12 protein-coding genes are annotated in these 13,071 nt (G+C 37.6%); 5 read left to right on the top strand and 7 right to left on the bottom strand.

What is annotated here, in order from left to right:
- Window positions 1-206 precede the first annotated feature (206 nt).
- Window positions 207-746: a hypothetical protein gene (locus Q5O24_06420; GenBank protein WKY48947.1), complete on the top strand. Its 540-nt coding sequence runs from the start codon at window positions 207-209 to the stop codon at window positions 744-746.
- Window positions 747-819: 73 nt separating this feature from the next.
- Here the strand turns inward: Q5O24_06420 and Q5O24_06425 are convergent, their stop codons facing one another.
- The 6 genes from Q5O24_06425 to Q5O24_06450 form a co-directional block, all read right to left on the bottom strand.
- The gene (locus Q5O24_06425) at window positions 820-1,323 is read right to left on the bottom strand and encodes a GNAT family N-acetyltransferase (GenBank protein ID WKY48948.1); all 504 of its coding nucleotides are present in this window, start codon (window positions 1,321-1,323) and stop codon (window positions 820-822) included.
- A gap of 667 nt (window positions 1,324-1,990) precedes the next feature.
- Window positions 1,991-2,512, bottom strand: coding sequence for a 3-isopropylmalate dehydratase small subunit (locus Q5O24_06430; GenBank protein ID WKY48949.1), 522 nt, complete (start codon window positions 2,510-2,512; stop codon window positions 1,991-1,993).
- 7 nt (window positions 2,513-2,519) lie between these two features.
- Window positions 2,520-3,806: a 3-isopropylmalate dehydratase large subunit gene (locus Q5O24_06435; GenBank protein ID WKY48950.1), complete on the bottom strand. Its 1,287-nt coding sequence runs from the start codon at window positions 3,804-3,806 to the stop codon at window positions 2,520-2,522.
- Window positions 3,807-4,049: 243 nt separating this feature from the next.
- On the bottom strand, window positions 4,050-5,240 hold the full coding sequence (locus Q5O24_06440) for an MFS transporter (GenBank protein ID WKY48951.1): 1,191 nt from the start codon (window positions 5,238-5,240) through the stop codon (window positions 4,050-4,052).
- Between the two features lie 516 nt (window positions 5,241-5,756).
- Complete coding sequence (locus Q5O24_06445; protein WKY48952.1) at window positions 5,757-7,352, bottom strand: C39 family peptidase; 1,596 nt, start codon at window positions 7,350-7,352, stop codon at window positions 5,757-5,759.
- Window positions 7,353-7,378: 26 nt separating this feature from the next.
- On the bottom strand, window positions 7,379-7,918 hold the full coding sequence (locus tag Q5O24_06450) for a nitroreductase family protein (protein WKY48953.1): 540 nt from the start codon (window positions 7,916-7,918) through the stop codon (window positions 7,379-7,381).
- Window positions 7,919-8,599: 681 nt separating this feature from the next.
- On the opposite strand from Q5O24_06450, the gene Q5O24_06455 reads away from it, so the two are divergent.
- Window positions 8,600-9,682, top strand: coding sequence for a uroporphyrinogen decarboxylase family protein (locus Q5O24_06455; GenBank protein ID WKY48954.1), 1,083 nt, complete (start codon window positions 8,600-8,602; stop codon window positions 9,680-9,682).
- Window positions 9,683-9,890: 208 nt separating this feature from the next.
- Here Q5O24_06455 and Q5O24_06460 read toward each other — a convergent pair whose 3' ends face one another.
- On the bottom strand, window positions 9,891-11,144 hold the full coding sequence (locus Q5O24_06460; protein ID WKY48955.1) for an Nramp family divalent metal transporter: 1,254 nt from the start codon (window positions 11,142-11,144) through the stop codon (window positions 9,891-9,893).
- A gap of 415 nt (window positions 11,145-11,559) precedes the next feature.
- Between Q5O24_06460 and Q5O24_06465 the strand changes: the two genes are divergently transcribed.
- The 3 genes from Q5O24_06465 to Q5O24_06475 all read left to right on the top strand — a co-directional run bounded on the left by Q5O24_06465 (window position 11,560) and on the right by Q5O24_06475 (window position 13,027).
- Window positions 11,560-11,727: a hypothetical protein gene (locus Q5O24_06465; protein ID WKY48956.1), complete on the top strand. Its 168-nt coding sequence runs from the start codon at window positions 11,560-11,562 to the stop codon at window positions 11,725-11,727.
- Between the two features lie 48 nt (window positions 11,728-11,775).
- Window positions 11,776-11,958, top strand: a complete 183-nt coding sequence (locus Q5O24_06470; protein ID WKY48957.1) for a hypothetical protein — start codon at window positions 11,776-11,778, stop codon at window positions 11,956-11,958.
- Between the two features lie 412 nt (window positions 11,959-12,370).
- Window positions 12,371-13,027, top strand: a complete 657-nt coding sequence (locus Q5O24_06475) for a hypothetical protein (GenBank protein WKY48958.1) — start codon at window positions 12,371-12,373, stop codon at window positions 13,025-13,027.
- Window positions 13,028-13,071: the final 44 nt, after the last annotated feature.

The following is a 13,071-nucleotide window of genomic DNA, read 5'->3' on the forward strand; positions in this document are numbered from 1 at the left end:
AGCATATTATATTAAATTAGATATTTTATTAATGATCTATGATGTAACTTGAATTTCTAGCGTAAAGTGTTATAATAGTTCTAATAGTATGTCATTAAGAAAAGATTCAGATTCGATAAATTGCTCAAAATATACTGATATATAAATGCAAACTGAGCGACTGCCTTCTTATAATGTTGTATCTAATTTATGAAAGGAGAATGATAATGGAATTATTTCAAATGGATACCGTGAAACTTCAGACCAACATGAATACAACCAGTCAGGTTGGTGCCACTGAACTAAAATCTGTTGCTGGTGAAAACGAAGGAATGGCTTCAGCAACGGAGGCTAACAGTAATTATCGTTATGATACCTTGGATCTCAGTGAGGGCTATTTGAATTTTAAAACCAAAGATGAAAATAGCAGCGCTGATGGAGATACGAATCTTCAAAACTCAAGTGAACTATCACCCCAGAAATCTATTATTTCTGAAGAAATCCAAAATGCAATAGAACAACTGACTGGAAACAGTCAGAAAGCGGATGATAGCTCAGATTATGAGGATTTGTCTGGTTATACCAGTATGGAACTGAGGGCGCTTTTTCAGGAAGGCAAAATCACAGCTTCCCAGTATAATGATGAGGCTAGTGCTAGGGCTGATGTTTTAGCACAAAGTGATCCAGCTCCTCAGGAAACTAAAGCACCTGATCCAGCTATGCTGAAAAAACAGCCAGAACCGGCCCAAGCGAATCAACTCTTTTGAAGTAAATGAAAAAAGAACAGTTATCACTGTTCTTTTTTTTGTATGGTTATCAATATAAATTGTGGTAACTGAGTTAAACTGTTTTTGCATACATACAGGAATCTAGAATTTCTCCATTTTTGTAAATACTTTTCTTAAATATTCCCTCCAGCTCAAAGCCGGCATTTTCCAGGGTTTTTCTAGCAGCAGTGTTTTTTTCAAAAGGACGTGCATAGATTCGAAGCATATCAAAATCACTAAAACCCTTTTCACAAATATCTTTGATCGCTGAGACCATAATCCCTTTACCCCAAAACGGTTCACCTAGCCAGAAGCCAAGCTCTCCACTGCGACAGCTCACGTCATCCTGTGACAGGAGGCTGATGGATCCAATTGGACTGTCATCGACGACTATGGCCTGATTGAGTTGCTTTCGTTTATTGAGTTGAATACTTTTTGTAATAAACATATGCGCATCATCTAATGTGTAAGGATGAGGAAAAGTATTTCTAAGATTTCCTGCAATTTTATCGTTGTTAGCTAAAGGAACGATACTTTCCGCATCACTGAGTTTCCAAGGTCTTAAAATATAATCCATTTTATTTTCCTCCTGATTTAAAAGATTTTAGTAACGTTTTCAGATTTTAATTTTTTTCAAAACATAGTAAAGCTTTAAAAATATTCAACTACTTCCCTTCTTAATGTTTCTCTCGGCCGAAGATTTCATTAAGAGTAACATTAATATTTGATGATGTCAATATACTATCGATTTACAACAAAATAATTTCATTTATGTTTGTTATTTCTCAAACAATATCATGAATGTTATATAAATAACGATTACATTACCGTTAATATGCCAATTTACATAAATATAATAAATGAGTACAAATAATAATAATTATATATATATTATCAAAATTATCATAAAATGGAATATTTAATAATAATAAAAGTATCATACATAGATAATTAGTTTGATTAGTTTGATGATTAATTACTCATAAAGAATTTTATAACAGTGTAGGATATAAATTGAAGTTGTCGTGATTGATTGATAATACATAAAAAAAGAAAAAAATTACACAAGTTTTAGGTAGTCGATATAGGTTTAAGTAGACAATAAAAGTTAGGGATTAAGAAATACTTAAGAATAATTGTTTGGTTTAGTAGATCCCTTGAACAAATAAAAAAGCGTATCAGGCCAGATATCAGGCGATGATACGCTTTTTTAAAGAATAATGATAGTAATTTAAAAAATTGGTTTAATAATTTTTGTCAGCGTAACCTACCCATCCACCTTCTTTTACTAGTGTTTGGTCAAATTCTCCGACGGAAAAATCTATGACTTCTTCTTCCCCATCTTGCTCTAATGTAATTTTACTGGAATCTACGTCAATTTTGACATAAGTTGACTTTCCTGCGTACTTATTAAAGAGATGATCGATCGTTTCTTTTGGAAGTTCGATAGCGAACATTCCGCAGTTATACATATTTTGTCTGAAAATTCGAGCAAAATTTTCGGCAATAACAGTATTAATGCCATTGACTTCCAGTGCCCATGGTGCATGCTCACGGGATGAACCACATCCAAAGTTTTCACGGGTAACAATAACTGCCTTATCCAGAACATCTTTCTGTTCAAAACCATTAAGAACAAGATCTTCCAGAAGATAAGGTTTTAAGGCCTCTTTTGTAATTTCTGTCAAATATTTGGCCGGAATGATTTCATCCGTATTAATATCACTGCGATTTAAAAATAAAACATTACCGTCGAAATTTTTCATAGTTCACCTAGCCTTTATATATTTCAGAATTTTTTACAGTGCCACTGATTGCTGTCGCAGCAGCGGTAGCTGGACTCATTAGATGGACCATTCCACCCTTACCCATACGACCGTTAAAGTTACGATTGGTTGTAGAAGCACAGACTTCACCTTCGGCTAAAACACCATTACTCATCCCCAGACAGGCGCCACATGTTGGATTTGTCACACAAAAACCGGCATCCTGAAAAATTTCAATAATCCCTTCTTTAAGGGCCATAGAGTAGATTGCTGGTGTAGCCGGACTGACAATAGCTCTAACGTCAGCAGATATTGTATGACCTTTAAGTACTTCGGCAGCAACACGGAGGTCTTCGATTCTGCCGTTTGTACAGGAGCCAATATAAATCTGGTCGACTTTGGTGCCTTCCATTTCTTTAACTGTTTTAACCTGGTCAGGTTTGTAACCAACAGTCATCATAGGTTCAAGTTGAGATACATCATAGGTCAGTACATGCTCATATTCAGCATCTTCATCCGAAACCCATTTGGAGTAGTCTTGAAGAGCTGCTTCTTTGGAGTCAAATTCATCCTGAATAAAATCCCATAAGTAATCAACGGTGGTCATGTCTGGATAACAGATCCCACAGGTTCCGCCGGCTTCAATCGCCATATTGCATAAGGTCATTCGTGATTCCATGGACATATCATCAATCGCTTGGCCAGTGAACTCAATTACCATATTAGTCGCACCATTAACCGTTAATTCTTTAATTATGAAAAGAATCAGGTCTTTTGCATAGACACCTGGTTTTAATTGGCCATTTAATACAATTTTGATGGTCTTTGGAAAATGGAAAGCGCAAACTCCCTTTAAAATACCAACTTCCAGGTCGGTTGTCCCAATACCTGCAGCAAATGCTCCAAAAGCGCCGTGAGTACAAGTATGTGAGTCTCCCATTATGATGGTGTATCCAGGACGAACAAAGCCTTTTTCCGGGAAAATAGCATGACAGACACCATTCTTTCCGATATCGAAAAAGTCTTTGATTTCGTGGCGTTTGGCCCAGTCTCTTAAAATTTTTCCCTGAGTAGCAGTTTTAGAATCTTTAGCTGGTGTAACATGATCAATAACAGCTTTTATTTTAGTAGGATCAAATACCCGATCCATGCCTCTGGCCATAAGATCAGTGATCGCAATTGGTGTTGTAATTTCGTGGCAGAAAACCCGGTCCAGTTTTAAAACATGGGTATCTGGAAATGGTTCTTCCACACGATGTGCATCAAATATTTTTTCTGCAATAGTTTTTCCCATTTTAATCTCCATTCTTTCTCTTTTTTAGTGTGATACTATTATGACATAAATGCCTTTATAAAAGCAAATGCTATCCCCTTTTTATTGAAATTTTTCGGTTTTTTAAAGAATATAATGTAGAGACTCTACTAGAACAGAGCTATGGCAAGATCCTGGATTGTGTTGAAAAGAACAAGACTTTAAATCATAAAAAAAACGCCGAGTCGTTCAGAAAGTTCTGAACACTCGACGAGATTAAACTGTTTAGGCTTCTGTATTTTCTGCAGGTTTAGGAGCCTCGCCTTTTAGCGGGTTAACAAACAGATAAAGTACAAAGAAGGCAGCAACAACGGCAGCTCCTACCATGATTGGAGCAGTTACAGCGTCGCCGGTAATTGACGCAATTGCGCCAATCCAGTAAGTTGACATAAAACCGAAAAGGTTCATACCAGCCATAAAGATTGATACTCCCAATGCCATTTGCGAAGGTTTAACGGTCATTGAAATAAGCATCATACTGGCAGGAATCAGTGTAGACATTGCAAAACCTTCAATAAAAACGCCGACTGAAAGAAGTGCAATATTTCCTGCGAAAGCAACAAGTGCCAGACCAACAGCGCCAAGACCATATCCAACAGCCATAATAAAGCGGCCGGACATTTTAAACACTTTACCGAATACAGAACCAGCAACCATACCACCGATGGTTAAGAGTGCTAAAATTATGCCAGCGGTAGCTGTTGTACCTAGACCACGATCAACAATCAAGGTTGACATATTAACAAGCATTGGATAGATTGATAAAGTGTAAACACCATAAACGACTACGATGATCCATAATTTCATTGGCAGCTTATCTTTAGGAGCAGCAGCAGCTTCTGATTGTACTGGTGCTTTTGGTGGTTCAGGTAAGAAAAAGATTACCATTAATAACGAAACAACGCCTAATGCGTGAGGCAGGAAAGCATAATTCCAACCGATATTAGCTAAGTATCCGCCCAGGAACTGGAGAACCATACCACCAATATTCATAGACAAGGTAACAATCCCGGTCATTGTAGCGATTCTATCACCTTCATAAACGCCCATAACCAATGCGTTTGCAAGTGGAGACATGATACCAAGGCCGATTCCAAATATCGCACGTTGAATTAAGATATTGGTAAAGTCAGTCATAAAATATGGAGCAACACCACCGATGATAAAGAGTGTCATACCAATGACTGCCAAAATTTTAAAGCTAACTTTATTACCGGCAATCGAGCCAGAGATGATAGTTGCGGGAATGACCGTCAGTGATGGTAAGGTCGATACAAGTAAAAGCGTAGTGATCGGTAGATCAGAGAATTGAACAAAAATTGCATTAAGAGCTGGGGTAATGGTTCCGACACCCATTCCAAAAAAGGCCATGGCCAAAATCGTAAATGTAGAGATAGGTTTGACAGATTGATTCATATTATTCCTCCTGTTTAAACAAATGCTGATTTTACGAAATAGTAATATAACATTCGTTATTAATTTAAGTAGTTCGGTTGACTGAAATACTTAGGTCTGATAACTCAAACTATGAAAATTTGAGTACAGATCAACCCATGCTAAAAACAAGACTATTTCTACTAAACCGGTTCAGTAACTGTATTGTAATCGGTTTTTTACGAATTGTCAAGAACTTAAACTGATATAATTTTGTACTTGATTAAAATAATTTCAAATTCTTATGATTAATAAATTTGTCTAATCCCGTTCTAAGGATGTATAGACAGGCTGTTTAATTCAACTTAATAAAGCCAAATAGTCGTTACTTCTAAACAAATATTAGTTGCAACTGATTCTGACTAAGACTTGTAAAATGTTAAAATAATATCAAAATTAGAGAATTTACGGTTTGATGGAATCAGGATAAGAGGACTAACTGTAAATTTGGACTAAAAAAAGCTTTCATGATAAGAATCAGTGAAAGCTTTTACAAGTTTATTTTACAATATATGCAATATTTCCAGATTGTCCCCAGGCGCTTGAAAATTGGTCCAACCGGTAGTTTACTCGAACACCAGCATTAAAACTGGCAGCCGGGTCATTAATAACAACATATTCAACGCCGTTGATTGTAGTGAAACCACATACGACGATAAGATGGCCGAAAGTTGAACTGATGGGAGCACCATCGATTATCGGCAAGTTACCATATGCACTGGAAGAATTTTTGTAGGCAACGGCTACAGCAACAGGATGACCAGCAGCGATTTCTCTTTTTAATCCTTCAATGGTTGAATAGTCGACATAGGCTTGATATCCTAGACTGCCGGCATAGGCAGTATTGAAAGGCCAGTTGCCAAAGTCCCTATAAGCATAGTCATAAATCGCCCAGGCTGCAGTTTCTGGGGAGACACTGTAACCATAATAGTTTAGAATCATCGCCATACTAGTGGGGCTACAGATAGAATCTGCAATAGACGGATCACGGAGCATCTGTGAAAGTTGTGGCACTGCTAGAATCGGCAGATTTGAAAGGTCTGGCGAATCGGTGTAAGTTTTATTAATGGTTGCAGAGGTGTTTCGAATGGCTGCCGACACTAATGAGACTGTCGGTGTAACACCTGCCCGCGGCGACACGAGAACAACTCTATATTGGAGCTGACTGGCTGTCAGACCGTTTTTCACTTGTAAGGTATCTACGTCTACATAAGCAATGGCATCGGAGGTGATGCCGGTTCCGGAAAGCCTTTGAATATTAGACCCCCACTGCCCCCAGGAAAGCCAGTTTGACCAGCCTGAACTGGTATAAACTCGCGCTTCTAATTGGATCAGAGAATTTTCTGGAGTGGTGACATTCCAGGAACAGACCATTTTATTAAAGGGACTGGTTTTCATCTCTACCGAAGTGTATACACCAAAGATAGCTGAGGAATCAAGTGTAATCCCCTCATTAGTCAGAACAACAGAATCCAGCCCGAGAGCATATTTATTAAAGAGATCGGTAGAATCGTGAAGCAACAGATTTCCAGAAACAGTTGGCCGCTCAAGAAAAGCCTTATTCTGGTCGATATTAGTTACTGGTGGACTCTCCCCTTTGGGAACAATCACAATTCTGATTCCTTCTAAACGATAGGAATAGCCAGCTGTTCCCGAACTATCGCCGTTTTTGGCCCAGTTCATCCAGCCGAAATTTTGAGCATGAACCTGATAATAAATATCAAATAGTTCAGCATCAGATCCGGTAAGCCGGATCTGGATAGCTTCAAGCCTATAGGACAAGCCTTCGGTTCCGCTCATTTCTCCATTTGTTTTCCACCTGGTGCTGTTTTCTTCCCAGCCGATATTTTGAATGTGGGTCTGATAGGAAATTCCCAGATCATAACCGCTGTTGTCCAGATAAATCTTAATCCCTTCCAGCCGCAGACTTCTACCGGTGGTGCCACTCATTTCACCGGCCTCCAAAATTTCCTGCCATCCGTCATTTTGAACATGGGTTTGGTAATTTAAAACTGGAAGATCCTGTGCAAATACCGGTGACCAGCAAAAAAGCAAAAGCAGCGGTAATAAGAGGTAAGGTAATAATTTTTTCATATATGTGGGTTTATCGCTAATTCAAGTTAGAAAAATTTAGAGATTTCAGCGATTTCCTTCCGTTTAGGTCGTTGTGGAGAAGCTTCAGAATAACCGAGAGCAATCACTGAAACGATTTCTTCAGTCTCATCGATTGAAAGCATTTCACGAATTTTCACAGCATCGCGAATCCCCATAATCAGTGATTTTAAACCCAGCTCGGAGGCTTTTAGTAAAAGATTCTGATTGGCCAGTCCCAGATCATAATATCCCCATCCGTTACCACATTCGTTAATTGCTTCCCCGCCTTTTTCAAAACCGGAAACATCTTTGATAAAGGTTGTGACCAGAAGAACAGGAGCGTCAGCAGCATTTTTTTGATTGAATGGTGGCAGACAAGTGGCTTTTAAATTCTCCAGCAGCGGTTCGGTAACAACAAAATAATAACGTGCAGTCTGGGAATTTTTCCAGGAAGGCGCTAATTGAGCAGCCTTTACAAGATCTTCCAGTGTGGCTGGAGAAACTTTAGTTGAAGCATCATAGGTGCGCACGCTAACACGATTCTCTAATGTTTTTTGTAAATCCATCATAACCTCATTTCTGTACTTGGTGTACTTTAGAATTGACACGCAGTGATAGTAGAGTGTCTAAAAACCGGAAAAATCCAGCTAGTGATCTTTAACCTGTTTCTGGATACTTTAAGATGAAAGTTATCACCCTTTTTTGATTGAAGGTGTTGAAACCATACAAGTTCTTATGACTTATTTAATCATAAAGATATCAGATTAAGGAAGATCAGGTTACCCTCATTTTAGCATGGCAATAAAGATTAAACAAGCGCAAGTTGACTCCTTAAAATCGAGGGGAATCTGATTTTATCGGTTGAAAATATATTTCAAAACGGATTAACATCATCAGTTTAAGAACCAGATCACACCAAAGACACGCATGCATTCTGATTATGCTTCATGAGACAATTTTGATAAATACAAGATAAGTAATAATTGTAAATTTAGAGAAGTATATAGTCAATAATTTGAAAATAAAAAATAATCTATATTTACAAAAAAAACTATTGACGAATGTTTCGTAAAAGGATAGAATAATAGAAAATTAAACACGAATAAATTTCAACATTGGTTGCGCCTAGTAATGAGTGCCTGTTTCTTATTTGATGTAATCGTTTGTTCGGCTGTAATTTCACAATATAAGTCTTAAAGGTGATTCACACAAATCGCTTTTAAATATAATTTTAAAGGAGCTTAATAATGCAGAAAATACCTTTTGAAGAAAAAGAATTACAAGTAGTCGCTGAAATTCCTAATTTTTTTGGAGCTACCGACCCCCTTTATGATTTCCCGGTAAGCATGAGAGAAAATATGATTCGAACCATGAAGAAAGAACCAGTTTGGGAATGTCTTGGTAATGAAGGGGCATTGTTCTGTCCTTCTGTAATTCCAGATAATATTGCCAGAGCTTTTGTATTTGAAGCAAACATGATGCCTCCCCAAGATGGTGTAGATATGTTTGGAATTCCTTGGGAATATGTACCGGATGCTCAGGGATCAATGGTGCGACCAGGCAATCATGTCCTGAAAGATGCTAATGATTGGAAAGAAGTTATTAAATTTCCAGATATTGACAGTTGGGACTGGGAAGGCAGCGCTAAAGCCAATAATGGGACTTATCTAAGCGGTAATTCTTTTATGCTGGCATGGATGATTAATGGTTGGTGGTTTGAACGTTTAATCTCTTTCATGGGCTTTGAAGGCGCAGCAGAAGCTTTAGTAGATGAAGACCAGCAGGATGCAGTTAAAGAAATTTTTGAAGCAACAACTGATCTGGCCTGCCGCATCGTTGATAAAGTAGTTGAACATTTTGAAAATATTGATGGATTTACAGTTCATGATGACTGGGGTTCTCAGCGATCACCTTTCTTTTCAGAAGCGACAGCTCAGGAAATGATTGTTCCTTATATGCGTAAACTGACTGACCATATCCACTCAAAAGGACTATGGGCAGACTTACACAGCTGCGGTCATATCGAGTCACGAATTCAGTGCCTGATCGATGCCGGATGGGATTCATGGAGTCCTCAGGATATGAACGATACCATGAAATTATTCGAAGATTATGGTGACAAGATCTGTATTGGTATGATTCCTCAGGCTTTCAACCCAGAAACAACTAGTGAAGAAGAACAGCGAAAATATGCAAAAGATTTTGCAGAATCAGTATGTGTCCCTGGCAAATCTTCAATGGTCAGCATTTACGGTCTGATGCAGGGTATTATGACTCCAGCCTATCGTGAAGAGCTGTATAAACAGTCACGAATGATCTATTCAAACTAATAATTTACAGTTTCAACTATCCATTATCCTGATGTTTAAATCATTCCCCCGTGGTTTTAACAGAAAAGATTTAACTAAAAAACGGCGCGAAAATAGATTTCGCGCCGTTTTTGTTTTGGGTCTTTGGTAGTGCAGAAATTACTGGCGAAAGAAGCTTCAACTAAATCGCTGTTTTATTGGAGATATTATGCTCATACGCTATGATTTTTTATAAACTAAATAGAAGCATCACATTTAGAACTGTCAGGATGAGGGCAATAATTACCAGGGTGACGGCTGTTGGCAGTGAGTTACGATGAGAGCCCATGACTTTTTCCGAAGAGGTCAGATAAACCTGTAAGACGACAGTAATTGGCAATTGAATACTTAAAAGCATTTGTGAATAGATCAGGCCTTTGAAAGGATCAGAAATGATAAAGATCACAATGGTTGCCATTATGAGAATGGCAGCCACGCCAAAACGGGTATGGTTATCTTTTAAATCGTAGGGTTCTCCATACATTCCCGCAAAAATTGTCCCCCCTGCTATTCCTGCCGTAGTGGTGGACGAGATTCCTGAAAAGAGCAGAGCAACCGCAAAAATCACGGAGGCATGTTCTCCCAGAAGAGGGATCATCATCTCCTGAGCCTGTGATAACTCGGTCACTTGTATCTTGTTGGCAAAAAAAGTTGCAGCAGCCAGAATAATCATTGCCGAATTGATTGCCCATCCGGTAATCATCGAAAAAAGGGTGTCCAAAAACTCATATTTGAGCTGCTTTTTAATAATTGTTTCATCTTCTAGATTCCACTGTCTGCTCTGGATGATTTCTGAATGGAGAAAAAGGTTGTGAGGCATAACTACTGCACCCAGCACCGACATGATAATGGGCATGGAGCCTTCGGGGAAGCTAATGGTTGTCCAACCGGTTACCGTGGCCGACCAGTTGACGTCAACCAGGGTTAGTTCATAGAGGAAAGATAAGCCGATGATCGAGACAAATCCGATGATGTATTTTTCCAGGCGACCGTATGAATGACTGAAGAGGAGCCAGATCGTGACGGTCAGAATCATGATTGATCCGATTCGGATGGGAATATTAAAAAGCATCTGCAGGGCGATAGCCCCTCCAAGGATCTCGGCCAGGGCGGTTGAAACCGAGGCGATCAGGGCAGTTCCCAGAGTAAACTGAGAAAGACGTTTAGGCAGATAGCGATTGGTCGATTCAGCCAGACACTCGCCGGTGGCAATGCCCAAATGGGCCACATTATGCTGAAGAATGATCAGCATGATGGTTGATAAGGTGACCATCCACAAAAGCTTGTATCCATATTCTGAACCGGCAGCAATATTAGATGCCCAATTGCCGGGATCGATGAAGCCAACGGTAACTAAAAGACCGGGCCCGATGTATTTAAGAATGTTTTTGATCCCCAAATTGGGAAGATGATTTGTTCCAAGTTTTTTCGTCAACCAATCCATAAAATTCGGGTTATAGCTAAAGATTTTTAGCTAACCGGGTTCACTCCCCTCTTAAACTTATTTTTTCTATTATAGCGTAAAAAATGAATAATATGACATTAATTTGTAACTTTTATATAGTGATGCCAATTAACTTGCTCGGATAAGATACCGCTGCATTTTCCTAGAAAACATGGGTATTTTTATATTTAGAAAGTTTATTGTTATTGCAGAACATTTATATTGTAACACAATATAAAGATACATTTTTAAATTTAGAAGGGAGAAGAAAATGAAGCGAGGGTTATTTTTAAATTTCAGCGTCATGTTGTTGGTGTTGATTGTAATTTTAAGCGGATGTTCAATAAGCATTGACAATACGAGTGCCGACAGCAGTTTAAAAAGCGCTCCCTAATTTTTCAATAATCAAGTCTCATTGAGTGAATCAAAAGCAGATATCGAAAGCGATTTGGGTGTCGGTTCAGATGTTGGCAGTGGCTTATATAATTATGTTGATAATGAAACGGGATTTGGTGTTTCGGTGGTTTATGATTCTGGTGAACAGGTCAGGATTAAAACCTTATATAACAGCAATACTAGTTAGATTCTAAAGCTTTGTGGCGATACTCAAGTAACTGAAGATCAGGTTGCGATGATTACGAAAGGATTAACAGAAAAAGAAGTAAGAAATTTGTTAGGATCCGATGGTCTAGAATTATTCGAAATGAAAAACCCCGAAGATCTGCATCAGGTTATCAAGCGTTATGTTTGGATGAACGCAGATGGAACTGGAATTTCGGTAGCCTTTATGGCAGAAGATATGACCGAAATATAGAGCTAAAAATACATTAAACAGTTATTATCTTGCAGCCAATTATTAAATATTTTTTTAGAAAAAACCTGGATTTAATCAGTTAACTGGATAATCCAGGTTTTTTGTATGTACTTTGGTGGCTAAAAAATTGATAAATTGGTTTAAACTTTCCCCAAATTGGTGGTCAAGATTAAACTAATGTGAATAATAAATTTACATTATCAGTCATAAGTAAATGAGCACGATGGATTAGAATATTTTTACTGCAAAATTTCACCATCCATAACCATAGAAATGTTTAAAAAAACCTTTAGAATCAGCTTTGTAAGAAAGCTGTGTTTCGTTTTCAATTGAAAATTTACATTACTGATGTTACAATAAGAATCATTATAAATTTCATAAATGTAAAAAGTGAAAATTAGAGGATAGAATTATGAAAGAGTATTATCAAAACAACAAAGAAACCATTAAACCATTGTCAATAAAGTTAGTGTTTTTTACAATCTGTCTGATTGCCAGTTTAGGATTAAATTATTATTTAACCAACTTCGTCAGTGAAAGATTAGAGAGCATTCCCCTTGTTCTGTTTTTGGTGTTAAGCGTATTTATGATCACAAAATCAGAGCTTAAACGATTGACTGTTGATAATCCAGGAAAAGTATCGCTTTCAAAATTTGAAGAAATTTATGAAAAATATGGTTATACGATTCAGTTATCTGGGTATGTAGAACATAAAGAAGATAAGTGTGCTATTTCCTACGAAAATGACCAGGACAAAGATCGTGTCTTGGGGATGAGTGCTTTTCACTTATTCAATCAGTATATCAAAATCCCTTTCGTTTTTGATTTTACCAGAGACAGGGTAATCATTAGGTCTAAAAAGGTTGTTCTCGATTTGGACAAACTCTCTGAAGATGATCTGGAAGAATTTAATCCAAATATTTTAAATTTTTTAAAACTGGAATATAAACTATCTTTAGATAAGAAAAAATTGATACTGGCAATTTCCGATGGCAATAAAGTCGATATGAGATTAAATTATAAGAATATCGAAAATTTAAAGCGAGAAATCAGACCTTCTGCCTTTTAGTTTATTAAGATTATCCCCCACCCCTTATATAACAGAAATAAGTT

The organism is Eubacteriaceae bacterium ES3, assembly GCA_030586155.1.
GTDB lineage: Bacteria > Bacillota > Clostridia > Eubacteriales > Eubacteriaceae > Acetobacterium.